Here is a 23,106-nt window from a genome sequence, read left to right as displayed (position 1 = left end):
GAGCGTTGACAGCAGGGCCGACCGGGCGCAGACTCACTCGTACAAAGAAGTGAAATAGTTTTCACTGGACGAACAAGGGGTCGGCGCCCGACGGGACGGGACGCCGCTCGTCCGCAACGACGAGGAGTCACGCATGCACACCACCGTCGGAATCGTCGGCGGCGGCCCCGCCGGGCTGCTGCTGGCCCGTCTGCTGCACAACGCGGGCATCGACAGTGTGGTCCTCGAACGCAAGGACCGCGCCTACGTCGAGCAGCGCCAGCGCGCCGGAATCCTGGAGCAGGCCACCGTGGACGTCCTGCGCGCCTCCGGCGCCGGGGCACGACTGGACGCCGAGGGCATGCCCCACGACGGCATCGAGCTGCGCTTCGACGGCCGCGCCCACCGCGTCGACTTCCCCGAGCTGACCGGCGGCCGCCGGGTCTGGGTCTACGCCCAGACCGAGGTCGTCAAGGACCTCATCGCCCTCCACCTCACCGACGGCGGCCCTCTGCTGTTCGAGGCCGAGGTGCACGCCGTCGAGGGCGTCGACACCGACCGGCCGGTGATCCGCTACACCCACGAGGGCCGCGAGCAGACCCTGACCTGCGACTATGTGGTCGGCTGCGACGGCTTCCACGGCGTGGCGCGCGACGCCGTCCCGGAGTCGGTGCGCACGACGTACGAGCGGACGTACCCCTACTCCTGGCTGGGCATCCTCGCCGACGCGCCGCCCGTCTACGACGAGCTGATCTACGCCCACTCCGAGCGTGGCTTCGCGCTGGCGAGCATGCGCTCGCCCTCCGTGAGCCGTCTCTACCTCCAGGTTCCCAACGGCACCGACCCCGCCGACTGGTCCGACGAGCGGATCTGGGACGAGCTGGACGCGCGGTTCGCCCTCACCGCGAACCCCGGCTGGCGGCTCAAGCGCGGCCCCGTCACCGCCAAGGCCGTGCTGCCGATGCGCAGCCACGTCACCGAGCCGATGCGCCACGGCCGCCTCTTCCTTGCCGGCGACGCCGCCCACATCGTGCCGCCCACCGGCGCCAAGGGGCTCAACCTCGCCGCCACCGACGTGATCGTGCTGGCCCGCGCCTTCGCCCAGCTGAAGGAGAGCGGGTCCACCGAACTGCTCGACTCCTACTCCGACACCTGCCTGCGCCGGGTCTGGCGGGCCGAGCACTTCTCGTACTTCATGACCACGACCCTGCACGTCGACCCGGAGCAGTCCGCGTTCGAGACCAAGCTCCAGCTCTCCCAACTCGACCGTATCGCCGGCTCGGCGCACGCGGCGGCCGAACTGGCGGAGAACTACACGGGCCTGGCACTCGACGGAACGACCTGACCCGGCCCGACGCGCGAACAGACCGGACATCGTGTGCGGCCTCGTCGCCGCACACGATGTCCGGGGCGGTGCCTCAGTGGGCGCCCAGCCCGCCGCTGCCGAAGGAGCCGCTGCCGCCCTTGCTCCAGCGCGGCCGTTCCTGTGACGTACTCGGACGGGAACCCATGTTGCCGTGCACTTCATAGGGGGTGAGCCGCAGCTCACTCTTGGGGATCTCGTCGGGCTCGCGGTTCGCCCGTTCCTCATGGACCGGGCCGCCCTCCGGTAGCCGGGGCTGTTCCTCCGGAAGCGGGCGGCGCGGTTCGCCGGCACGCACGCGGCTGTTCAGCCACATGGCGCCGACCAGCACCGCCACGACAACCACACCCGCGATGAACGGCGCGATACCGGCCAGCACACTGCGCTCCGCGGCGATATCCATCCATTCCGTCTTCATATGTGATGAATACCCTGCAAAAGGGCGAGTGAACCCGGTCGGTCGGCCGGGAGGGCGGGCCGCCGCCGACGCGACCGGCGTGTTTGACCGGATTCCCTGGGGCTACCCGCCCTCGGTGACCTCGACGACATCCCGACAGGAGCTCGTCCGATTCCTGGAGGACCGCTTCGCCTGTGCGCAGGCGTGCACCGACTGTGCGCGCGAGTGTGCCCTGCGGGCGAGCCGCGCCGACCCGGACGGACCCGAAGACCAGACAGACCTGCGGCGTACAGGCATCAGAGGCGCGGAGGTGTGCGACACCACCTGCCGCGTCCTGTCCGAACAGGCCCAGCTCGACGAGGCCGCCGTCCGGGTCCAGGTGGAGTGGTGCCGGACCGTCTGTCTGGAGTGCGCTCACCTCTTCGACCGCCATCCGGGTACGGAGGAGGCCGCGCGAGCCTGCCGGGACTGTGCGCGGGCCTGCACCGACTTCCTCACGATGCTCGACTAGAGGGTGTTCTGAAAGTCCTGTGCGGGGTGCTCTCAGGAAGTGCCGGTGGAATGGTCCCCGGTCAGCGGCAGCCCGGCCCTGATGTTCCAACGCCCCGCCCGGCCGCTCAGCTCGGTCGCGGTCAGCGGCGGTACGTCCACCCGCCAGAACCCGGCCTCCGGCGCCCCCAGCACCCGCACCACCACGGCCCGGACGATCTCCGGCTCGACCACGGCCACGATCCGGCCGTCGACACCGGCGACCCCGTCCAGCCAGCCGGCGACCCGGTCGCACAGCGCACGCACCGACTCCCCGCCGTGCGGTGCGGCCTCCGGGTCGGCCAGCCAACGGCCCACCGCCTCCGGCTCCTCGGCGCCCACCTCCTCCAGGGTCGAGCCACGCCACCGGCCCACATCGAGGCCGGCCAGTCCGAGGACCTCAGTGGCGTCGAGCCCGAGCGCCGTCGCGGTCTCGTGGCAGCGCACGCCGGGGGAGACGTACGCGCGGTCCGGCACCCGCAGCGTGCCCGCGGCCGCCCGAGCCTGCCGTGTCCCGGCGGCGTCGAGCGGGCACCCGTCGTCGAAACGGGCCGTACGCAGCGCCTCGTTCATCGCGGGCGAGATCAACATCACTCGACTCGTCATGCTCCCACTCTCGTACGTCCACGGCGCCCGCGTCCCCGCCCACGAGGTGGCGTTCGTACATGTTCCCAATTACTGAAACACGTTCTACCGTGTGCGCCGACAGGTCCGCCAGGTCCGCCGTGGGCAAGCCAGGAGGCGCCGTGCATCTCGAATACACCCCCGAGCAGCAGCGGCTGCGCACTGAACTGCGCGCCTACTTCGCCGAGTTGGTCCCGGAAGGTGCGTACACCCGCCACTCCGACCCGGCCGCGCAGAAGCGCTTCTACCGCGCGACCATCCGCCGCCTCGGCACCGACGGCTGGCTGGGAGTGGGCTGGCCCAAGGAGTACGGCGGACGCGGACTGACCGCCATGGAACAGTTCATCTTCTTCGACGAGGCCGCCCAGGCCGGTGTCCCGCTGCCCCTGATGGCCCTCAACACGGTCGGCCCGACGATCATGCGCTACGGCACCGAGGAGCAGAAGGCGAACTTCCTGCCGCGCATCCTCTCCGGCGAGATCGACTTCGCCATCGGCTACAGCGAGCCCGACGCGGGCACGGACCTGGCGGCGCTGAGGACGCGGGCGGTCAGGGAGGGCGACGAGTACGTCGTCAACGGCCAGAAGATCTGGACGACCAACGGCGACACGGCCGACTGGGTGTGGCTGGCGACCCGCACCGACCCCGACGCCCCGCCCCACAAGGGCATCACCATGCTCCTGGTCCCGACCACGGCCCCCGGCTACTCCTGCACCCTCATCAACACCCTCGCCTCCCACGACACCACCGCCAGCTACTACGAGAACATCCGCGTCCCCGTCGCCCACCGCGTCGGCGAGGAGAACAAGGGCTGGCGGCTGATCACCAACCAGCTCAACCATGAGCGCGTCACCCTCGCCGCCCACGGCACCATGGCCATCCGCTCCCTGCACAACGTCCAGCGCTGGGCCATGGAGACCAAACTCGCCGACGGCCGCCGCGTCATCGACCTGCCCTGGGTCCGCCGCCGCCTCGCCCAGACCCACACCAAGCTCGACGCCCTCAAACTCCTCAACTGGCGCATGGTCAACGCCGTCCAGGAGGGCACCCTCACCCCCCAGGACGCCTCCGCCGTCAAGGTCTACGGCTCCGAGGCCCGCCGCGAGGCCTACGCCTGGCTGATGGAGATCGTCGCCACGGCCGGCGTACTCAAGGAGGGCTCGGCGGGCACGGTCCTCCACGGCGAACTCGAACGCGGCTACCGCTCCGCCGTCATCTTCACCTTCGGCGGCGGCAACAACGAGATTCAGCGGGAGATCATCTCGTGGATCGGCCTGGGGATGCCGAGGGTACGGCGTTAGCCTGATTGTGACGAAGCTTTTTAGTTGGCACAAAAGCGGGATAGTTGGCACTGAGCTCAACGTTCGGCGGTGGCGGTGTAGATCCCTCAGTGAAGATGCTGACTGGGCTTTGAACTGCTGTTATGTCGGGGCGAGGCTGCAGTGTTTGAGGAACGGATGGCCGTTTCCTCCGGGGCTGCGACGGCTATGCCGAGCGGAAGCTCCGTGCCTTGGTCGCAGGTTTTCATCACATGCGTCGCGTAGGGGTTCAGACGTCGACAGCGGCAGAACGGGCGGTTATGGCGGAGGTGAGCTTCGTGTTGCGCGCTTGTACGGGGCGTGAGGGTTCGCGTTCAGGGGAGCGGCGTCGGACCCTGGAACACCTGAGACATCGATGTGGCTGGAGTGGCGGCGATCTCGTCGATGTCGATGTCCAAAGGTCTCTGCAGGTCGCAAGCCTGGGACAGCAAACAGGCGTAACGATCGAGACGGAGGCGCAAGAGTCGACGAGGTGTGTGTAGCGGACCGTGGAAGACCCCTGCCCGGGCGACGACGCACTCGGCCATGGATTTGTTGTCCTCGCGGAGCATCCGTACCAAAGGGCTGAAAGCGCGTTCTCCCTGGGTGACGTTGCACCACACGAGGATTTCTCCAATGTGTGGGTTATGTCCGTAGTGCGCGGATCGGAAGCGTGGAATGTCACGGCAGATGGCATCCCAGTGTTGCTCGGGGAGATGCCAGTCGGCCATCCTCTGCCGCCTGCGGGCATACTTGAGGTTCTGCTGGAATCCAGTTGACAGGCGACTGCTCTGATGCGGTTTTCGAATTCCAGCCAGAGGTCTGCCCTGTTGAGTCGTTTTCCAATGGAAGCGAGGAGTTTTGCGGCGTAGCCGGGTGGAATTCCGATCTGCGGTGCACAAGAAGGCCACGATTCTCCGGTGATGAACTGGGTGAGCTGCAGAGATGAAGCCCGTCTCAAGGAATAGGCCAGCCGGGTATCGGGGCCGTTCATTCGATGCATTAACTCCGCGAAGTTGGGGTCGAACCATTCCTTGGGCAAAAACGAGGGGATCTCTTCGATCGTGTAGCGGTGGCTCGCTTTCTGCTGCCGCAGCCTTGAGTGTCGTTGATATCCGTGTGCTCGCCACGCGATGGCCCGCAGCAGGTCAGGCGAGACGTGCTCGCTGGCGCGGACGATATTGCCGATGTAGCTCGGAGCGCGCTGGTGCGCCTCCTGCGCCAGTGGGCGGAGGCGCTCGCGTAGCGAGGACAGATCGCGGTCGGCAAGGGCTGTGTCGGCCGCCAGCGGGAATGCGGCGCATTCGCCGGGATCTGTGGGTGGTGTTCGTACTCCCGTGAGCCTCTTGGAGCCGGCAGGGCCGGGTTGTTCGTGGAGCAGTTGAGTGATGGGCGAGAGGTGCCTGTCCAGCAGTTCGGTGAGACGGGCGGTCGGAAGCAGTGAGGTGCCGAGCGGCCAGCTCAACTTGATGAGGTGGGTGACGAGCAGCAGGTCCGCGATGGCTGTGCTGCCGTCGGAGTCGAGGTCGGCGTCCAGCCGTCGCTGTAGATCGATTAAGGAGTTCTTGCAGAAAGGTCGTGTTGTGGCACGGTGGAGATGTACGTGATCCCGTGTTTTGTGGGGTGTGAGCATGGCGCGGCGGAAGCCGTGGGAGGTCAGCGACGAGTTGTGGGCGGTGATCGAGCCGCTGCTGCCGAAGCACGAACGACCGCACCCACCTCCAGGCGGACGGCTCCTACGCCGGGGCGCCGCAACCGGAGCGGCGCTCCTACCACGCCTACAACGCCACCTTCGCCGAAGTCGCCGTCGACGCGACGCTCGGTCTGGTACGGGTGCGGCGGATGCTCGGCGTGTACGACGCGGGCCGCATCATCAGCCCCAAGCTCGCCGACAGCCAGGCGATCGGCGGCATCGTCGGCGGCATAGGCACAGCTCTGCTCGAACACACGACCACCGACCACCGCGACGGCCGGATCGTCAACGCCAACCTCGCCGACTACCTCGTACCCGTGAACGCCGACGTCCCCGAGGTCAGGGCGATCTACCTGGACGGCGAGGACAACGACGGCAACGCGCTCGGCGTCAAGGGGCTCGGCGAGGTCGTGCAGGTGGGGGTGGCGGCCGCCATCGGCAACGCCGTCTTCAACGCCACCGGTCGCCGGGTCCGTCAACTGCCCATCACCGCCGAGGCGTTGCTCTGACGCCGGCGCGCAGAGCACACCCCGACCGGTCCGGCATCCGGCTCCCCGTCTGATCGCCGGCCCCCCGAGGCCGCCGCCACGCCACGACACTCCCCCGTGGCGCGGCGGCGGTCCTCTGGCCATCCTCCACACTTTCCGCCATCCGGCCTCCCCCACACGGAGAACGCCCATGCTGAACATCGCGGACACACTGCACCGCTGGTGCCGCGAAGCCCGCCCCTTCGCCCTCGCCACCGTCGTCGACGTCACCGGCAGCGCACCCCTCCCCATCGGCACGTCGGTCGCGGTGGACGTGGACGGCAACGCGGTCGGCAGTATCTCCGGCGGCTGCGTCGAGGGAGCCGTCTACGAGCTGTGCCGACAGGTCCTCCACGACCAGGGTCCACCCCAGCGCGCCTGGTTCGGCTACTCCGACGACGACGCCTTCGCCGTCGGCCTGACCTGCGGCGGCGAACTCGACGTCCTCGTCCAGCACATCGACCCTGCGGCACAGCCGCACCTCACCGCAGCCCTCACCGACGTCACGGAGGGCAGACCTGTAGCCGTGGCCCAAGTCATCGACGGCCCGCAGGAGTTGCTCGGCCGGATACTGTGCGCCGACGCGGAGGGACGTATCTATCCCGGCACGCTGACCGGAGCAGTCCAACGGGAGGTCGGCGCACAGGCGCGGGCACTGCTGCGGGCCGGACGCACGGCCCGGGTGGACATCGGAGGGGATGCCGCCACCTGCCCGGAGCACCTGTCCGCGCTGATCCACGTCAAAGCGTCCCGCCCCCACATGATCGTCTTCGGCGCGGTCGACTTCGCCGCCGCACTCAGCCAGGCCGGCAGCTTCCTCGGCTACCGGGTCACCGTCTGCGACGCCCGCCCCGTCTTCGCCACGGCGGCCCGTTTCCCTCACGCGGACGAGATCGTGGTCGACTGGCCCCACCGCTACCTGGAACACACCGAGGTAGACGCCCGTACCGCCGTCTGCGTCCTCACCCACGACGCCAAGTTCGACATCCCTCTGTTACGCCTGGCCCTCGGCCTGACCGTCGGCTACGTCGGCGCGATGGGATCTCGGCGCACGCATCACGAGCGCCTCCGCCTCCTGCGCAAAGCCGGTGTCACCGAAGAACAGCTCGCCCGGCTGCGTTCCCCCATCGGGCTCGACCTCGGCGCCTGCACGCCCCAGGAGACGGCCATTTCGATCACCGCGGAGATCATCGCCCACGCCAACGGGAACACGGGCCTGCCCCTGACGCACACCACCGGAGCGATCCACCACTCACCCCGGCTAAGGCAGCCGGCCTCGGCAGCGATCACCGCTTGAAACCGGCCCTGTGCTCGTCGGCGCGGAGCGGTGGCGTCGTCAGTGGGCAGTTCCTTGTGCATCAGGGCTTTGTTCTTGAATGCGCTGTCACAGAGGTCACTGCTGGAGGAACGCAAGGACCTCGACCCGTACGGCGAAACCCTGCGGGACTGGATCCCTCAGGCCGAGGCCGATACCGGCAGGGGAGAGCGTGTCCGTCCCGGAGCTATCGGGCGACGTAGCCGCCGTCGACGGGGAGGGCGACGCCGACGACGAAGCCGGCTCCGGGGCTGCACAGCCACAGGACGGCCTGCGCGATCTCCTCGGCGGTGCCGAGCCGGTTGATGGGCTGGTTGGCTTCGGCCTCGGCGCGGTCGAGCTCACCCTTGGTGATCATGTCGCGGACCATCGGGGTGTCGATGGTGCCGGGGCAGACCGCGTTGATCCGGATGCCGCGCGGGGCGTATTCGAGGGCCGCGCTGGTCGTCAGCCCGATCACGCCGTGCTTGGAGGCATGGTAGGAAGCGCGGCCGGGCAGGCCGACCAGGCCGCCGAGCGAGGAGCAGTTGACGATGGCGCCGCTGCCCTGGGCACGCATGTGCCGCAGCTCGTGCTTCATGCAGGCCCACACGCCGCGGAGGTTGATGGCGTTGACGCGGTCGACCGCGGCGGCGACCTGCTCCTCGTCGCTGACGTCACAGGTCAGGGCGAGTGCTCGGTGGCCGGCATCGGTGAGCTCCTTGACCGCCGTGTTCAGGGCGGCGGCGTCAATGTCGGTGAGGGCGACGGCGGCTCCGGCCTCGGCGAAGGCGCGGGCGGCAGCCAGGCCCATGCCGGAGGCGGCTCCGGTGACGAGGGCGACCTGTCCGGTGAAGTCGTAGGTGGGGTTCATGCGGTGTTCTCCTGTCGAAAACCGAGTGACGGATGAGGGGCCGGGTTTACGTCAGTGCTGGGACGGCGCCTGGGCGGGGTCCTCTTCTCGCGTGCGGGGCGGGGCTGATGCGCTGGTCGACGATCCACGCGAAGTGGCTGTGCCGCCGGCGGCGAGGGCCAGGAGCGGAAGGATGGTGAGGGCCGTGATGACGGCGCCCACCAAGGGTGGTCCGGTGAGGCCGAGGGAGGAGTCCAAGGCCCTGCCGGCGATGGCCGCTCCGGCGGCGATGCCCGTGTTGTAGGCGGAGGTGGTGAGTGCCGACGTCAGGGTGGGCGCGTCGCCTGCGAAGCGGACGGCGAGCGAGGTGATCACCGGATTGACGGTGAACCCGGTCAGGGCCATGAGGAAGACCAGGCCGGCGGCCGCGAAGGGATTGACCGACAGGGGAATCAGCAGGAACAGGACCAGGGCCGTGGCCGCCGCCGCTGTGAGGGACGTGGTCATCGGACGACGGTCGCCCAGACGGCCGCCCATGGTGATGCCGCCCAGCGCTCCGACCCCGAAGGCGACCAGGACCAACGGGACGGCACCGTCCGGGACGCCGGCGCGGTCAGTCAGCAACGGGGTGACGTAGGTGTAGGTCGCGAGGACGCCGCCCATGATCAGCATCGCGGCGGTGAGCGCCAGCCACAGCCGGCCCTGCCGTAGCGCACCGACCTCGGCGCGCAAGGACACCTCGGTCGACTGCTCGACTCGGGGGATGAAACGACCGACGGAGGCGGCGGCGAGCGCCGAAAGGGCGGCGAGTGCCCAGAAGGGGCCGCGCCAGCCGGTGATCTGGCCGGCGAAGGAGCCGATCGGGACACCGATGACGTTGGCGAGGGTCAGGCCGCCCATCATGACACCCACGGCGCGGGTGGAGTGGGAGGGGCCTGCGGCGGCGGTGGCGACGACGAATCCGACGGCCCAGAACGCTCCGGTGGCCAGAACGGTGACGACGCGGGCTATGAGCACGACCGTGAAGGACGTGCTGGCGGCCGCGACGACGTGGCCGAGGCTGAAGACGACCAGGGCAAGGATCAGGGTCTGGCGCTGGGGCAGGCGCAGGGTGGCCATGGCCATGGTCGGCCCGCCGGTGATCATGCCGATGGCGAAGGCCGTGATCAGCAGGCCGACGTGGGGGACGCTGACTCCGAGGTCATGGGCCATCTCCGGCAGCAGGCCGGCGATGACGAACTCGGTGGTCCCCATCAGGAAGGTGCCTGCGGCGAGCGCCCAGACGACAAAGGGCAGTTTGGCGGAGGGGGCCTCGGGTGCGGAAGGCATGCTCGTGGTGACTCCTTGCGCGTGTTGCGGGGGATCAGGGAACGGACGGAGCTCGGCCAGAGCAGACAGCAGCCACGGAAGGGGTGACGAGAGAGAACCGTCTTCCCCGTGACCCGCCGGCGGCAGGGTCACGAGACGGCGTCGAGGGTGGGGCTGTTCGCGGGGAGAGGGGCGAGCCTCGCGGTGGTCGCAGTCGGCGACATGGCCAGGAACGGCCGGCCCGGTGGGCGGGCACCGTAGCGGCAGAAGGGCCCCGGGTCGCTTCAGGGGACGCGGTGGCAGGGCGGCTTGGGTTCGGCTGTCTCCGGCGCACCGGAGGCGTCCACTTGGTGGGGCAGGCCTCCTTTCTGTCGGATGCCGGTCACACAGGTCCGCGGTCGTGCGGGCAGCGCGACGAAGCCGTCATGGCCCTGATCGTGGACAGAGCGCCGAGCAGGGATCATCCGGCGTCGGCGTCGGCGAGTTCGGCTTCGATCCCCTCCGGAGAGAGGATGTGCTGACAGACGAGTTGGCTCGCACCCATGATCGCGGCACGCTCGCCGGCGCGCGAAAGGGAGATCCGGAGGTTGGTGGTCGCAAGCGGAGGCGAGCGCTGGTAGACGACCTCGCGTACGCCCGCCGCGAGGTGCTCACCGACCGCGGCCATCGCGCCGCCGATCACGACCACCCTCGGATTGAGCAGGTTGACGCACGTGGCGAGGACCTCGCCGATGTCGCGCCCGGCCTGCCGCAGGGCCTGGATCACAGCGATCTCACCGCTCCCGGCGAGCGTGATGACGTCGACCGCGCGCTCGGTCTCCAGTCCTTGGGCACTGAGGAACCGTGCGACGGCGGCTCCGGACGCGATGGCTTCAAGGCACCCCGTATTGCCGCAGCGGCACACGATGTCCTGACCGCGGGCCGAACGAACATGTCCGATGTCGCCCGCGGTGCCGTCGGCTCCGCGTTGGAGCCGGCCACTGCTGATGACCCCGGAGCCGATGCCGGTGGCAACCTTGATGAACAGGAGGTCGTCGACATCGGGCCAGAACCACCGCTCTCCGACGGCCATGATGTTCACGTCGTTGTCCACCAGGACCACCCGCGTAGGCAGGGAACCCTGGACGAAGCCGACGACGTCGAAACCGTCCCAGCCGGGCATGATCGGAGGCTTTACGGGCTGTCCCGTGGTGTGCTGGACGGGGCCTGGAAGGCCGATGCCGACGCCTGAGAGGTTCCCCGGCCGATCCCTTTCCTGGTGCGGGGCGTGCAGTCCGGCGGAGTGGCGGCCACCATCAAGCACTTCGTGGCCAGGACCAGATGGGATGGAACGACGCGCTCGCCTGGCCAGCACTGGGCGAGCCGTCAGCGGATGATTCGACCGAGAGCGTCCGCGATGATGGCGCAGAGTCGCGCCCCATCGCCGAGGCGGGCACGGCCCGATGAAGCTAACCGCCCTGCGCTGGCTGCTCGACCCGGCAACCAGCCTTCTGGCCCTGCGGCTTCGTGCTCAAGAAAGCGGCCGTATGTCCTACGACGCGGCCTGGCGGCTGGCCCGGGTGACCCGCCACCCCGACGAAATGGTGTATCGGCTCCACGGACATCTCGCTGAGGACTCAGGCGACGAAAGGTAGTGAGTGATCAATGCAAGGTTGGTGCACATAACATAACGCCAGCTCCCGGACGCGGAGTTGTGGATTCAACGTCGAGAACCTGCGGGCGTGCCACATTCCCGAACTCGTTCCGCTGCCGTGCCCGCGTTGTGGGAAACTAGTTCGGCGATCGCAGCAGGAGCAACGACGCGGGGCGCGGAGCCCGTTGGGGAGTCCCCAAGTCGAGGGTGACCCGTCGAGGCTCTCGCACCCTTCCTCGGGGTCAAGGGTGCACGGTGCCTGACGCGAACCAGTCGTAGGCGTTGGGCAGGGCTTCGTCGGGGACGTCGGTGAGGAAGACGACCGCGAGGCCACGGCGGGCTCAGCTGGGATGCTGGGAGGAGTTGCCCGGGGATTACGCGTTGTTATCCGATGACTTTCGGTTAGGGTGCCCCTTCACGCCGAACTGGCCGCCCCACTAGTGCACTTGGCAGCGCCCTCGGCAGAGCTGGCAACCGCAGCTGAATTCGTACGGGCGATCTAAAGGCGTTCTACTTGAGGCCGGGCATCGATGACGCGACTGCCGATGGTCGGTTGTCCCCAGCCGTCTCATGGGAGCTCGGCGGGTAGCTCAAGCGGGAGCGGGAGGTTGTTCCTTCCGCCATGGACTGACCGGCGCATACTGGCGCGAGCGGTTCGGCTCGCCGTCCAGCACAGCTTCTCGCCTCGCAGGAACACGGCGATGTGGCTGCCGCGTTCATATCAAGGCTGCCTCCGCCAAAGATTTCTGGCCCCCCTATGGCGACACACGCCTCATGACTGCTGTACCAAAGTGCCAACTGTTTCGCTGATTCTGCGGCTCCGGCTGTTGAAGCTACTTGGCATCAGTGCAGGTCGTGAACGTGGCCTGGTGCCAACTAGCGAGCCCGGTCACACTGATTGTGACCACAGACCCTAGTTGTCACATGACGAGGATAGTTGGCACCGTGATTCTGTGGGATCAGGATGACGGTCGAGCCGTGATGCGGCAGTTGGCACTTCGCCGCGAGCACTGGAAACGCCGTCGACTGCGACTTCGCGGCGATGGCGGCTCCAACTCAAGATCGAGAACTTACCGCCTGCCAGGCTGAGAGTTCTCCGCTGGCGCCGCGTCCGAGGTTGCCCGTGGGCGTACACCATCGGCAGCCGCCGTTCTGGCGGGGATCTTGGAGATGCCGTTCGCGGACTCGAGGGCGGTGGATGACTGATCCCAGATCGTTGTCGTTCTCGTGCAGGCCGGCGGACGCGAGCAGGAATTGGGTCACGGCCTGCCGGTGGCGAGTGTGTTCAAGGGCATCACGCTGGGCACGGGTACACCGGGGATGTACCGGGCTTGCTCGCGCTCGGTCTCGGGGTGCATCTCGATGGCGAGTTCGGTCGGGTCGATGAGGCCGTTGCACCACATGCAGCCGATGAACGACGTCGTCGACGGCGGATGCCTGCCCGAGGCGTTGGACTACTTCACGTCGAGGCGACCTGAGGCGTGGTCAGCCGCCCTGGTGCCGGTAGGGACGGCACCGTTCATCGTGGAGAACTCCGCGCACACGCTTCAACGGCGCAGATCGAATGTCGCTCATGAGATGTCGCACCTCCTCTTGGAGCACCAGTTTGAGGGGATTCTCTTCGCTGACGGGGGGTGCCGCGACCTAGGCCCTGAGATGGCGCTGAAGGAGAAGCAGGCCGCGGCTCTCTCTGGGGAGCTGCTCATTCCCATGGCGGCGGCGATCGGCGCGGCTCTGTCGGGCAGGACCGACGAACAGGTGGCGGAGCAGTTCGACTGCGTGGATCGACCTTATTCCAGCCGCCTCGGACGGAGTGGTTCAGTGAGCGGAGGCGACCGGCGGGGCGGTAGCTTCGTCCGTGGGGAGTGCGGGGGTATCGAGTTTCCTGTGCGAGGGTCTCGGGGAGCACGGCGACGACGGCGATGCCGTGGGCCCTTCCCGTGAACATGCCTCGGCACGGACAACTCCTACCTGCTCCAGGCCCTCGGCAAGGCGCCGGGGCCCCCTCCGCGGCGTGGCCGTCATAGACCCCGGACGTCGGGGGGAAGAGCTCGACCGGCTCGTGGAGACGGGTGCGTGCGGGATCCGCCTCAACCTGATCAGCGGCCCGGTGCCCCCGCTGGGAGATCGGCTCTGGCGGCGACCGGTGCACGAACTCGCCGCCCTTGGACTCCACTTGGAAGTCCAGGCACAGCAACGCCAGTGGGAGGAGCTGGAACCCTGGCTGCTCCGCTGGCCCGGCGCGGTGGTTGTCGATCATCGGGGGCTGCCGGCGGCCTTGTCTCTGTCCTACCCCGGATCCGCTGCGCTCTCCCGCCTGCTGGCCGGACAGCACGTGTGGGCGAAGGAAGGCGGCCGTGCCTTGCCGTTCGGCGCCGCAGGCGGCCACTGCGATGGTGCGTGGCCTGCTGAGCGCCGGAGGCGATGAGCGGATGCTGTGAGGGAGCGACCGGCCGTGGACCCGGCATGGGCAAATGGCCGTGTCTACAGCACACCCCGACCTGGCTCACGGCGGAACTCGGCCCCACCGAAGCCCTGCGGATACTGTGCGCCAACCCAGCGCGACTGTTTGCTTGGACGCCCTTTCGTCGCGCGGGCCGACCGATGACGTACAGGGCCGCACTCAGGCACGGCTGAGCAGGGTGGGGCCGCCTTCCACGGCCAGGGCCGGCGAACGGTGACGGCCGAGCTGACGTTTCCAAGGGCGTTGTGCGAGCGTGAAGGTGCGGGCAGCGTGGCTTGGCTCGGGTTCAGGACCCAAGGAATTCGAGTGCCCGTGCCACGAATTCATCGTGGTACTGGAAGATCCCCGCGTGCCCGGCATCGGGGTAGAGCGGGACGAGTTCGCTGTGGGGCAGGCGGGCGGCCAGGTCGAGTGTGTTGTGGCTGGGCACCATGCGGTCGTTCTCGCCGTTTGCCACGAGCACCGGTTGGCGAATCTCCGACAGGTCCGACTGCGCCTGGCGGCCCCATTGTCTGATGGCCTTCAGCTGGGCTCGGAACGCCGGCAACGAGATGTCCTTGTCGCGGTGGTGCGTACGCTCCTTCAGCCGTTCCAGGAAGGCCCGTCCCGCCCGCCGACCGCCCTCGGTTTCGGTGAAGAAGAGGGAGAGCTTGGGATCCTGGCGGGTCAGGGCGCCCTTGAGCGTGGCCTGGAGGGTGAGCGCCGGGACCTTGTCGATGCCGGGGCCACCGGCGGGGCCTGTGCCCGCCAGGATGACCTTGCGGATGAGGTGAGGTTCTTGTTCCGCGATGACCTGTGCGATGAAGCCGCCCATCGACAGGCCGAGCAGATCGACCTGGTCGAACCCGAGGGCTCGGATGAACAGCACCGCGTCGCGGGCCATCGCCTCGATCGTGTCCGGCGTGGAGCCGCTCGATCCGCCCACCCCGCGGTTGTCGAAGGCGATGACCCGGCGTCGTGCGGCGAGTCCGTCGACGACGCGCGGGTCCCAGTTGTCCAGGACCCCGGCCAGGTGAATCAGGAGGATCAGCGGTACGCCGTCCTCGGGGCCGAGTTCCCGGTAGGCGAAGTCCTCGCCGCGGACGGACACGGAGCAGGTCGGCGCGTTCTGGTACGGCGACGGCGAGGAGGGCGGTGAATTCCGCGGTGTGTTCATGTCCAGGTCCTTCTGTGGCGAGTTTCAGGGCACTTCTCGTTGCCGCGGGTGGTGTCGTGCCGGCGCCCGCGGAGCGCCGCGACCGGTCGGCAGGACTGTTCCCTCACATCATGTTGAGGACGACCTTGCCTGCCTTCGCGCGCCCTGTCTCGAGGTACTCAAGCGCTTCTGGGGCCGACTCGAACGAGAACACGGTGTCGACGACGGGCCGGATCCTGCCGGCCTCGATGAGCGGAGTGAGCTTGCGCAGCTGGTCCCCGCTGGCCTTCATGAACAGGAACGAGTACGTCACGTTCCGCCGCCGGGCGCGTCGCCGGATCCGGGAACTCAGCGCGGACATCACCAGCCGGATGACCGGATTCGCTCCCAGTTCCCTGCCGAAAGCGGCATCAGGAGGGCCCGAGACACTGATGACCTGTCCGCCGGGCTTGAGCACGTCCAGGGACTTCAGAAGCGTCTCGCCGCCGAGCGAGTCCAGGACGACGTCATAGTCGTGCAGCACCGTCTCGAACGCCTGCTTCTTGTAGTCGACGACAACGTCCGCACCGAGCCGCTTCACCAGGTCGACGTTGGCCGTGCTCGTGGTCGTCGCCACGTGGGCACCCAAGTGCTTCGCCAGCTGGATGGCGATGGTGCCCAGGCCGCCGGAGCCCGCGTGGACGAGGACTCTCTGGCCCGGCTGGATGTTCGCCCGTTCGACCAGCGCCTGCCACGAGGTCAGGGCGACCAGGGGAAGGGATGCCGCCTCCTCCATGGTCAGCGTGGCCGGCTTGATCGCCACGTCGTCCTGGTGCACCGCGATGAGTTCGGCGAATGTGCCGATCCGGTCCTTGTCGGGCCGCGCGAAGACCTCGTCGCCCACCGCGAAGCGCGTGACGGCCGCGCCTACTTCGACCACGATTCCGGCGAGGTCGTTGCCCAGGACGACCGGGAGACGGTACGGCAGGATCGCCTTCAGCTCCCCGTCCCGGATCATGCGGTCGAGCGGGTTGACGCTCGCGGCATGGATCCGGACCAGCACGTCGTCCGCGCCCACCTCCGGGTCCGGCACCTCACGGGCCCGCACGCCGGCCTTGTCGCCGTAGCGCTCTACCGTGAAGGCCCTCATCGTCGTCTCCGTATCTCGTCCGCAAGTGGACGGGGGTGATGTGCATCGCGGGATTCCTGGGCATCCAGGGTTTCCCTGGGTGTCGGGCGGACGCCGCAACCCTTGAGATTATGATCGTAATGTTATGTGTCGGGTCGGTGGACCGCAAGAGGGTGTGGGTGTGTCACATCGCGGGTCTGGAGTGCCCGTCTTCCACGCCCAGCAGGGCGAAGGCGTTGTGGATGCCCTGTTCGAGCAGTTCGTCGGCAAGCTGCCGGTCGGTGAGGGCTCGGGAGAGCTGGAGTGTCCCGGCCATCATGGCGTAGGCGCCGAGCGCCTTGGTGCGGACCGAGAGGGGATCGTCGGGTGCCAGGCGGGCGGCGATGCCGTCGATGACCATCAGTACCCCGTCGGTGTAAGCCTGCTTGGTCGGGTCTGTGCAGCGCCGGATTTCGTCGAGCAGGGCGGCGGAGGGGCAGCCGTCGTCGGAGCTGTCGCGATGCTGGGCGGAAAGGTACCAGCGCACGATCTGCTCAAGTCCTGCGCGACCGGGTGCCGCCCGCGTGACGATGCTCGCGTTCTGTGCCTGCAGTTGGTCGGCGACCGCGGTGGCCACGAGGTCGTCTTTCGACGTGAAATGGGTGTAGAAGGCGCCGTTGGTCAGCCCCGCGGCCGTCATGAGGGTTGAGATGCCCGAGCCGTCGATGCCGTCCCGCTTGAACCGGCGTCCGGCCGCCTCGATGATCCGCTGCCGGGTCGCCTGCTTGTGCTCTTTCCCGTAGCGCACCGCGCGCTCCTTTGCTCGTCGGAGGGGCTGCTTGCTCTTGGCGGGCGCCCTCGTCATATTGTATTTCGATCGTACTTCAATAGATTCGAGGCTTCAGTGGCTGCCCGTTCGTCGGCGAGGTGCCGTGCCGGGTGGCGCGGTGTCCCCTCGCTCGGGGGTGTTCATTGCGCGTCGCGGAGTGCGGCCGGCTGCGAGGGCTCGCTTGCGGTCCATCGTCTCCGTACTTAGTATTATGAATGTAATTCAATTACCCCCGGCCGGCGCCGCCTCAGTGCTCGGCGAGGCGGATGCCGGGGTGATCGGAACGAGCCGGCTGGCAATGGGTAGGCACCTGCCGCTGTGTGACCTGGTCGACAGTGCCGGTGCAGTGCATCGGGCGCCGGCGAAGAGAACTCCGTCCCGCCGTCTCGGCACGTCTGCGGTGTGCTGCGCGGGCAGACCCGCGAGATGTCACGCGCACCCGTCAAGAGGAAAAGGACATCATGAGCACCTATCTGGCAGACAAGGCCGAGGACCTCATCGTCGAGGGTCCCTCCGCGCGGTTCACCTACCGGCGGATGGGTCCGCAGGGCGGTGTCCCGCTGGTCCTGCTGAACCGCTTCCGCGGCACCATCGACTGGTGGGACCCGGAGTTCCTGGACTACCTGGCCGCCGACCACGACGTGATCGTGTTCGACAACGTCGGCGTCGGCTACACCGACGGCGAGCCGCGTGACTCCCTCGAGGGATTCGCCCAGGGCGCCATCGAGTTCATCGACGCACTCGGCCTCTCGCAGGCCGACCTGCTCGGCTGGTCCCTGGGTGGCATCGTGGCCCAGCGGGTGGCCGTGCGGCGCCCCGAGCTGGTGCGCAAGGTCGTCGTGGCGGGCAGCGGCCCGGCCGGCTGGGTGCCCGACGCTCCGCCCTTCAGCGAGAAGGTCCTGGGCATCATGGCCAAGCCCGATGCCGACCTGGAGGACATGTTCTACCTGTTCTACCCCGAGACGGAGACGGCCCGCGCGTCCGGGCGCGAGCACTTCGACCACGTCGCGACCCGGCTCGCCGCCGGCGGCCCCGCGGTCTCCGAGGCGGCGGCCCAGGGCATGCTCACCGCGGCGGCCACCCTTCTGGCGGCGCCCTTCGACGAGGTCGTGGCGGAACTGGAGGCGATCAAGCAGCCCGTCCTCTACGCCAACGGCCTGCACGACGTGATGATCCCCGCCCATAACTCCTATGTCGCGGTCCAGCACCTCGACAACGCCACTCTCGTGCTCTACACCGGTGCCGGCCACGCGTTCCTGTTCCAGTACGCCAAGGCCTTCACCACGCAGGTGGCCGACTTCCTCGCCGCCTGACCGCACCGGCCCCGCCGCCGCCCCCGCAACGCGGGGGCGGCGGCGGGGCCGAGGCATCGTGCAGGCGCCGCCTCACGGCTTGTGTGAGGCGGCGCTCGCGCGATGGGCGAACGTCACCGCCACGGGACCTGGTGGCCGACTCCGTGTCCCCACCGGGACCTCGCGGAGATGTCCGACGCGCGACCTGACTGGCCTGTTCGGCCCGCGTACGCAATGAGCGCCGGGCCGCCGACGAGGTCTCCCGAACCGGCGGCCGACCGTGTCGGTGCTCCGCCGTATCGTCGCCGACGGCATAGCACGGGGAGCGCGCCAACGGGCCCGCCCCCATCGCCCGTGGCGTGCGCGACGGTCGCTTCCGCCATGGCCTTGCTCCTTCGCCCTCCGATACGTCGCTGTCCCGAGGGCGCCGGATGCCTCTGGGATCTCGACGCCTTCGAGGCGGGTCGCCCACGCACCCTTCGCTCATGTTTGGTGCCGTCATCGTCGGCTGACTCGTCTTGGGTCGTCCGTGGTGGTGTCGGCAGGTGTCGGCGTGTCCCGGTGCGCCGAACCTTCACGACCGCTCGATGTCCGGGCGCACCGTGCCCGACCTGTCGCGCCGGGCCTCGGTGCGAGCACCTCGTCCGCGACCTGAAGAGTCGACTCCGACGGGCTGCAGTCTGCGGGGGTCAATGGTCAAAGGCCGCGGACATCGGAACCCTGAGCGGTCGAGCCTCTCAGCATCACGTCGGTCTTCCTCACCCACCTCGCCGCGGTTCTCGACAACTGGGACCCCCGGGTCGTCGACGGCATCGCCGCCAAGCGTTACGTCGTCACCTTCGACAACAGGGGTGTCGGTGCTTCCAGCGGTTCGACGCCGCGCACCATCCAGGCGATGGCGAAGGACGCCGTCACGTTCATCCGGGCACTCGGGCTCGAGTACGTCGATCTCCACGGCTTCTCGATGGGCGGCATGGTCGCCCAGGTGATCGCGCAGACCGATCCGGACCTCGTCCGCAAGCTGATCCTCACGGGTACCGGTCCGGCGGGTGGCGAGGGCATCAAGGACGTGACCCGGCTGTCCCATCTCGACACCGTTCGGGGGCTGCTCACCCTTCAGGACCCGAAGCAGTTCCTCTTCTTCACCCGTACCGCCAATGGGCGTCGGGCCGGGAAGACGTTCCTGGCCCGCCTGAAGGAGCGCACCCAGGGCAGGGACAAGGCGATCTCTCACGTCGTACGGCGCTCAGCTCAAGGCCATTCACCGTTGGGGGCTGGAGCGGCCCCAAGACCTCTCGGTCATCCACCAGCAGGTGCTCGTCGCAAACGGCGAGAGCGACAGGATGGTTCCGACCCAGAACTCGGTCGACCTGGCGCGGCGAGTGCCGAACGGCGAGTGCCGAACGGCGAGTTGGTCCTCTACCCCGACGCCGGCCATGGCGGCATCTTCCAGTTCCACGGGCAGTTCGTGGAGACGGCTCTCGAGTTCCTCGAGCGGTAAAAGGCGTGCGTGCGGTCGTAGTCTGGGCCGAGGGTGGTGCCTCAGGGTCGTGGCGCCCTTTGGGTGAGCGGCTCGAAACACCCGTTCACTGACGCGACCTCGCCTTCCGCCTCACCCCATGAACGCGAGAGCGTTCTCGATCCCCAGCTCAAGGACCTCATCGGCGCGCTTCCGGTCGGACAGGGCGCGGGACAGCTGCATCGTCCCCACCAGCATGGTGAACAGCCCGATGGCCTTGGCCTGAGCGGACCGCGGGTCCTCGGGTGTCAGGCGGGCGGAGATCTCCTCCAGGATGGCCCGCGCGCCGTCGCTGTAGGCCTGCCTGGTCCCGTCCTCGCAGCGGCCGATCTCGTCGAGAAGGGCGGCGGAGGGGCATCCGAGGCCGGGGTTGTCCCGGTGCTCGGGGGACAGGTACTCGCGAATGAGGTCCTCGAGTCCCGGGCGGCCGGGTCGCAGGGTGCTGTACCCCGCGACCTGCGTGTGCAGTTCCTCGGCCACGACATGGGCGACGAGGTCGTCCTTGGACGAGAAGTGGGCGTAGAAGGCTCCGTTGGTGAGCCCCGCGTCCGCCATCAGCGTGGAGATGCCCGAGCCGTCGATGCCGTCCTGCTTGAACCGGTGGCCGGCCTTCTCGATGATGCGTCGCCGCGTCACCTGCTTGTGCTCCTTGGCGTAGCGCACCACGAGCTTCCTCCGTTCGCTCCGTAAGGCCGATGCTTCGCACTCAAGGGTAATCCATGGCCTGACGTGCGTAATATCATGACCGTCGTGCCCATGTCCGGCGTCCACATGACCGGCGTGCTCACGACCGGATGCGGGCACCGGGTCCGAGTCGGGCGGTGACTTCCGCGGCGGTAAGGGTGGAGTGCTCCGCGGAACACTCGACGACGACGCGGACCGGGGCGTCGCAGTCGGTGTGACGGATGTCCAGTACGGGCCCCTCGGGGCCGAGGGCGTACGCCTCGCCCCACTGGCTCAGCGCCATCAGGACAGGCCACAGATCCCAGCCCTTGCGGGTCAGGCGGTACTCGTTGCGGGAGCGGCTGCCCGGCTCCTGGTAGGGGACAGTCTTCAGGATGCCGACTGCGATCAGCTTCCGGAGGCGGTCGCTGAGGACGGCTTCCGACAGGCCGATGTGGCGGTGGAAGTCGTCGAAGCGGCGGACTCCGTTGACGGCGTCACGCAGGATCAGCAACGTCCATTTCTCTCCGACAACGTCGAGCGTGCGCTGGACGGGGCAGTTCTCCGTGCTCGCCTCAAGCCACTCCATCCCGTCATCGTAAGGGTCTGGCTTCGTCATTGACAGTCAGGTGAGCGGGAAACTAGCTTCGTTTTCAAAAGTCAGACGGAAGGTGCCCGGTCGTGGGACGAACGCGTACGTATCAATGGGAAGATCCCGCGATCCTGGCGGAAGCCGCCGGACGCATGGCCGGCATCGACTTCCTGCGTGAGTTGCAGGCGGGGCGACTGCCGGGGCCGCCCATCAATTACTCCATCGACTTCACTCTGAGCGAGGTGGAGCCCGGTAGGGCGGTCTTCTCCCTGACGCCGGGTGAGGAGCACTACAACCCGATCGGCAGCGTGCACGGCGGCATCTTCGCCACCCTGCTCGACTCGGCGGCTGGTTGCGCAGTCCAGTCGACCCTTCCCCAGGGTGTTGCGTACACCTCGCTCGACCTCACGGTGAAGTTCCTGCGACGGATCACCGTGGACACGGGTACGGTACGCGCCATCGGCACAGTGGTCAGCAAAAGCCGTCAAACCGCCCTGGCCCAGGCGCAGTTGGTCGACGGCACGGATCGTCTGCTCGCCCATGCCACCAGTAGCTGCATGCTCTTCCCGGTGCCTCCCTCGCAGGGGTGAGCCTCGGCGGCGACCGGTATCGGTCTGGGCCGTGACGCCGACTCCCTCGATCGCGGCGCAGAACGCCGGGGTGTGAGGTGAAACCGCTGCGGCGCACGTCGGTCGCGTCCCGTAACTCCTCGGGTCGCCGGCCTCTGTGCGCCGCAGCTGTGTCGAGGCGCCCGAAGGTGGTGGTTTCCTCGGGCACCGGGCTGCTCTTCGTCAGGCGGCGTGGGTGGGGTAGTCGGTGTAGCCGGCCGCGCCGCCGCCGTAGAAGGTGGCGGGGTCGGGGGTGTTCAGGGGGGCGCCGGAGCGTACGCGCTCGACGAGGTCGGGATTGGCGAGGGCCATGGTGCCGACGGTGACGACGTCGGCCAGACCGTCTTCGACGTCCTTGGCGCGGGTGGCGATGTCGGCACCGGCCCGGTTGAGGATCAGCGTGGTCGGCCACAACTTGCGGAGGGTGAAGAGGAGTTCCTCGTCGCCGCCGTGGCCGATGTGCAGGTAGGCGAGGTTGAGGGGGGCGAGGGCGCGCAGGAGGTGCGGGTAGAGCTCGTGCGGGTCGCTCTCCGCGAGGTCGTTGAGCTGGAAGGGGTTGCCGGGAGAGATCCGGATGCCGGTGCGGCCGGCGCCGATCTCGTCGGCCACGGCCGTGGCGACCTCCACCGCGAAACGGATGCGGTTGTCGAGGGAGCCCCCGTACTGATCCGTGCGCTGGTTGGTGCTGGGGAAGAGGAACTGGTTGACCAGGTAGCCGTTGGCCCCGTGGATCTCGACGCCGTCGGCGCCGGCCGCGATGGCGGCCGCGGCGGCGCGCCGGAAGTCGTCGACCGTCGCGGCGACCTCCTCGGTGGACAGTTCGCGCGGCTCCGGCATCTCCTGGAGCCCGGACGGGGTGAACGTCTGGCCGGCCGGCTTGATCGCGGAGGGTGCCACCGGCTGCCGGTGGTGGGGGGTGTTGTCCGGGTGGGAGACGCGCCCGGTGTGCATCAGCTGGATGACGATGCGTCCGTCGGCCTTGTGTACGGCGTCGGTGACCTTGCGCCAGCCGGCGATGTGATCCTCGGTGTAGATACCCGGGGTCACCGGGTAGCCCTGGCCGTCGGCGGAGGGCTGGGTGCCCTCGGTGATGATGAGCGCGTGCGAGGCGCGCTGGGCGTAGTACTCGGCGTTCAGCTCGGTCGGCACGCCGTCCGGGGTGGCCCTGCTGCGGGTTAGGGGGGCCATGGCCAGCCTGTGCGGGAGGGCGATCTCTCCGACGACGGTCGGGTTCCACAGGGCGTTGAGCATGGGTGATTCCTCAGGTGATGGGTGGTGGTTCCGAAAGGGGCGGGGGCGGACACCGCGGACGTGGACACCGGGCTCTTCTGCTTCCGGGTCCGAAGACGCACCCGCCCTGCGCCCGCCGGCGGAGTCGGAGTCGGCGTCGGCCTATCAAATTACGATCATAATACTATGC

At 68.4% G+C, this 23,106-nt stretch carries 22 protein-coding genes and 2 pseudogenes; 12 read left to right on the top strand and 12 right to left on the bottom strand.

Translation table 11 applies throughout. The features are described 5' to 3' along the window. Positions 1-133 precede the first annotated feature (133 nt). A complete protein-coding gene (locus SGFS_RS05125; protein ID WP_286247966.1) occupies positions 134-1,324 on the top strand; it encodes a 4-hydroxybenzoate 3-monooxygenase in 1,191 nt (396 codons plus the stop codon). Between the two features lie 73 nt (positions 1,325-1,397). Here SGFS_RS05125 and SGFS_RS05120 read toward each other — a convergent pair whose 3' ends face one another. Beyond that, entirely contained in the window at positions 1,398-1,760 is a 363-nt protein-coding gene (locus SGFS_RS05120; RefSeq protein ID WP_286247964.1) for a DUF6479 family protein, read from the bottom strand. 115 nt (positions 1,761-1,875) lie between these two features. Here SGFS_RS05120 and SGFS_RS05115 point away from each other — a divergent pair, with 115 nt between their 5' ends. Further along, positions 1,876-2,250, top strand: coding sequence for a ferredoxin (locus SGFS_RS05115; RefSeq protein WP_286247962.1), 375 nt, complete (start codon positions 1,876-1,878; stop codon positions 2,248-2,250). 32 nt (positions 2,251-2,282) lie between these two features. On the opposite strand, the gene SGFS_RS05110 is transcribed toward SGFS_RS05115, so the two are convergent. Further along, on the bottom strand, positions 2,283-2,873 hold the full coding sequence (locus SGFS_RS05110; protein WP_286247960.1) for a histidine phosphatase family protein: 591 nt from the start codon (positions 2,871-2,873) through the stop codon (positions 2,283-2,285). A gap of 140 nt (positions 2,874-3,013) precedes the next feature. Between SGFS_RS05110 and SGFS_RS05105 the strand changes: the two genes are divergently transcribed. From SGFS_RS05105 to SGFS_RS05095, 4 genes and pseudogenes are all read left to right on the top strand, one after another. Further along, positions 3,014-4,192, top strand: a complete 1,179-nt coding sequence (locus tag SGFS_RS05105) for an acyl-CoA dehydrogenase family protein (RefSeq protein WP_286247957.1) — start codon at positions 3,014-3,016, stop codon at positions 4,190-4,192. 1,628 nt (positions 4,193-5,820) lie between these two features. After that, positions 5,821-5,916, top strand: a pseudogene (locus tag SGFS_RS51755) (IS5/IS1182 family transposase); the annotation flags it as partial. After that, positions 5,894-6,391, top strand: a pseudogene (locus SGFS_RS05100) (molybdopterin cofactor-binding domain-containing protein); the annotation flags it as partial. The pseudogenes SGFS_RS51755 and SGFS_RS05100, both read left to right, overlap by 23 nt. Before the next feature lie 169 nt (positions 6,392-6,560). After that, positions 6,561-7,706 (top strand): XdhC family protein, encoded by a 1,146-nt coding sequence (locus tag SGFS_RS05095; protein ID WP_286247955.1) that lies wholly within the window; start codon positions 6,561-6,563, stop codon positions 7,704-7,706. A gap of 205 nt (positions 7,707-7,911) precedes the next feature. Here the strand turns inward: SGFS_RS05095 and SGFS_RS05090 are convergent, their stop codons facing one another. From SGFS_RS05090 to SGFS_RS05080, 3 genes are all read right to left on the bottom strand, one after another. Further along, complete coding sequence (locus tag SGFS_RS05090) at positions 7,912-8,577, bottom strand: SDR family NAD(P)-dependent oxidoreductase (protein ID WP_286247953.1); 666 nt, start codon at positions 8,575-8,577, stop codon at positions 7,912-7,914. Between the two features lie 51 nt (positions 8,578-8,628). Further along, complete coding sequence (locus SGFS_RS05085) at positions 8,629-9,885, bottom strand: MFS transporter (RefSeq protein WP_286247951.1); 1,257 nt, start codon at positions 9,883-9,885, stop codon at positions 8,629-8,631. 439 nt (positions 9,886-10,324) lie between these two features. Next, positions 10,325-11,167 (bottom strand): ROK family protein, encoded by an 843-nt coding sequence (locus tag SGFS_RS05080; RefSeq protein ID WP_286247950.1) that lies wholly within the window; start codon positions 11,165-11,167, stop codon positions 10,325-10,327. A 139-nt stretch (positions 11,168-11,306) separates the two neighbouring features. Between SGFS_RS05080 and SGFS_RS05075 the strand changes: the two genes are divergently transcribed. Next, positions 11,307-11,498 carry a hypothetical protein gene (locus SGFS_RS05075; protein WP_286247947.1) on the top strand — a complete coding sequence of 64 codons (192 nt, stop codon included), beginning with the start codon at positions 11,307-11,309 and terminating at the stop codon, positions 11,496-11,498. A gap of 1,258 nt (positions 11,499-12,756) precedes the next feature. Here the strand turns inward: SGFS_RS05075 and SGFS_RS05070 are convergent. After that, positions 12,757-12,900 (bottom strand): hypothetical protein, encoded by a 144-nt coding sequence (locus tag SGFS_RS05070; RefSeq protein ID WP_286247945.1) that lies wholly within the window; start codon positions 12,898-12,900, stop codon positions 12,757-12,759. On the opposite strand from SGFS_RS05070, the gene SGFS_RS51310 reads away from it, so the two are divergent. Both SGFS_RS51310 and SGFS_RS05065 read left to right on the top strand, forming a co-directional pair. Continuing rightward, the gene (locus tag SGFS_RS51310; protein ID WP_350284079.1) at positions 12,860-13,441 is read left to right on the top strand and encodes an ImmA/IrrE family metallo-endopeptidase; all 582 of its coding nucleotides are present in this window, start codon (positions 12,860-12,862) and stop codon (positions 13,439-13,441) included. The genes SGFS_RS05070 and SGFS_RS51310 overlap by 41 nt on opposite strands. Beyond that, a complete protein-coding gene (locus tag SGFS_RS05065; protein ID WP_350283974.1) occupies positions 13,356-13,925 on the top strand; it encodes an amidohydrolase family protein in 570 nt (189 codons plus the stop codon). The genes SGFS_RS51310 and SGFS_RS05065 overlap by 86 nt, the downstream gene beginning before the upstream one ends. Before the next feature lie 322 nt (positions 13,926-14,247). Here SGFS_RS05065 and SGFS_RS05060 read toward each other — a convergent pair whose 3' ends face one another. From SGFS_RS05060 to SGFS_RS05050, 3 genes are all read right to left on the bottom strand, one after another. After that, positions 14,248-15,117, bottom strand: coding sequence for an alpha/beta fold hydrolase (locus SGFS_RS05060; protein WP_286247940.1), 870 nt, complete (start codon positions 15,115-15,117; stop codon positions 14,248-14,250). Between the two features lie 103 nt (positions 15,118-15,220). Then, on the bottom strand, positions 15,221-16,225 hold the full coding sequence (locus tag SGFS_RS05055) for an NADP-dependent oxidoreductase (RefSeq protein WP_286247938.1): 1,005 nt from the start codon (positions 16,223-16,225) through the stop codon (positions 15,221-15,223). A gap of 163 nt (positions 16,226-16,388) precedes the next feature. Then, positions 16,389-16,991, bottom strand: a complete 603-nt coding sequence (locus SGFS_RS05050) for a TetR/AcrR family transcriptional regulator (RefSeq protein ID WP_286247935.1) — start codon at positions 16,989-16,991, stop codon at positions 16,389-16,391. A 482-nt stretch (positions 16,992-17,473) separates the two neighbouring features. Here SGFS_RS05050 and SGFS_RS05045 point away from each other — a divergent pair, with 482 nt between their 5' ends. Further along, entirely contained in the window at positions 17,474-18,325 is an 852-nt protein-coding gene (locus tag SGFS_RS05045) for an alpha/beta fold hydrolase (protein ID WP_286247933.1), read from the top strand. 721 nt (positions 18,326-19,046) lie between these two features. Beyond that, positions 19,047-19,805, top strand: a complete 759-nt coding sequence (locus SGFS_RS05040; protein WP_286259801.1) for an alpha/beta fold hydrolase — start codon at positions 19,047-19,049, stop codon at positions 19,803-19,805. 111 nt (positions 19,806-19,916) lie between these two features. Here SGFS_RS05040 and SGFS_RS05035 read toward each other — a convergent pair whose 3' ends face one another. Together SGFS_RS05035 and SGFS_RS05030 are read right to left on the bottom strand one after the other, a co-directional pair. Further along, positions 19,917-20,489 carry a TetR/AcrR family transcriptional regulator gene (locus tag SGFS_RS05035; protein WP_286247929.1) on the bottom strand — a complete coding sequence of 191 codons (573 nt, stop codon included), beginning with the start codon at positions 20,487-20,489 and terminating at the stop codon, positions 19,917-19,919. 118 nt (positions 20,490-20,607) lie between these two features. Then, on the bottom strand, positions 20,608-21,075 hold the full coding sequence (locus SGFS_RS05030) for a winged helix-turn-helix transcriptional regulator (protein ID WP_286247927.1): 468 nt from the start codon (positions 21,073-21,075) through the stop codon (positions 20,608-20,610). A gap of 92 nt (positions 21,076-21,167) precedes the next feature. Here SGFS_RS05030 and SGFS_RS05025 point away from each other — a divergent pair, with 92 nt between their 5' ends. Beyond that, on the top strand, positions 21,168-21,668 hold the full coding sequence (locus tag SGFS_RS05025; protein ID WP_286247926.1) for a PaaI family thioesterase: 501 nt from the start codon (positions 21,168-21,170) through the stop codon (positions 21,666-21,668). Positions 21,669-21,869: 201 nt separating this feature from the next. On the opposite strand, the gene SGFS_RS05020 is transcribed toward SGFS_RS05025, so the two are convergent. Further along, positions 21,870-22,937, bottom strand: coding sequence for an alkene reductase (locus SGFS_RS05020; protein WP_286247924.1), 1,068 nt, complete (start codon positions 22,935-22,937; stop codon positions 21,870-21,872). Positions 22,938-23,106 lie beyond the last annotated feature (169 nt).

It is taken from the genome of Streptomyces graminofaciens, from assembly GCF_030294945.1.
Taxonomy (GTDB): domain Bacteria; phylum Actinomycetota; class Actinomycetes; order Streptomycetales; family Streptomycetaceae; genus Streptomyces; species Streptomyces graminofaciens.
Note: the sequence above shows the minus strand (reverse complement) of the source record. Positions and strands in the feature narration are given on the sequence as shown.

Coding starts and splice junctions, on each gene's coding strand:
- SGFS_RS05125 (WP_286247966.1), top strand. CDS start 134: ATGCACACCACCGTCGGAATCGTCGGCGGCGGCCCCGCCGGGCTGCTG.
- SGFS_RS05120 (WP_286247964.1), bottom strand. CDS start 1,760: ATGAAGACGGAATGGATGGATATCGCCGCGGAGCGCAGTGTGCTGGCC.
- SGFS_RS05110 (WP_286247960.1), bottom strand. CDS start 2,873: ATGACGAGTCGAGTGATGTTGATCTCGCCCGCGATGAACGAGGCGCTG.
- SGFS_RS05095 (WP_286247955.1), top strand. CDS start 6,561: ATGCTGAACATCGCGGACACACTGCACCGCTGGTGCCGCGAAGCCCGC.
- SGFS_RS05090 (WP_286247953.1), bottom strand. CDS start 8,577: ATGAACCCCACCTACGACTTCACCGGACAGGTCGCCCTCGTCACCGGA.
- SGFS_RS05085 (WP_286247951.1), bottom strand. CDS start 9,885: ATGCCTTCCGCACCCGAGGCCCCCTCCGCCAAACTGCCCTTTGTCGTC.
- SGFS_RS05075 (WP_286247947.1), top strand. CDS start 11,307: ATGAAGCTAACCGCCCTGCGCTGGCTGCTCGACCCGGCAACCAGCCTT.
- SGFS_RS51310 (WP_350284079.1), top strand. CDS start 12,860: ATGGCGAGTTCGGTCGGGTCGATGAGGCCGTTGCACCACATGCAGCCG.
- SGFS_RS05070 (WP_286247945.1), bottom strand. CDS start 12,900: ATGTGGTGCAACGGCCTCATCGACCCGACCGAACTCGCCATCGAGATG.
- SGFS_RS05060 (WP_286247940.1), bottom strand. CDS start 15,117: ATGAACACACCGCGGAATTCACCGCCCTCCTCGCCGTCGCCGTACCAG.
- SGFS_RS05055 (WP_286247938.1), bottom strand. CDS start 16,225: ATGAGGGCCTTCACGGTAGAGCGCTACGGCGACAAGGCCGGCGTGCGG.
- SGFS_RS05045 (WP_286247933.1), top strand. CDS start 17,474: ATGAGCACCTATCTGGCAGACAAGGCCGAGGACCTCATCGTCGAGGGT.
- SGFS_RS05030 (WP_286247927.1), bottom strand. CDS start 21,075: ATGGAGTGGCTTGAGGCGAGCACGGAGAACTGCCCCGTCCAGCGCACG.
- SGFS_RS05020 (WP_286247924.1), bottom strand. CDS start 22,937: ATGCTCAACGCCCTGTGGAACCCGACCGTCGTCGGAGAGATCGCCCTC.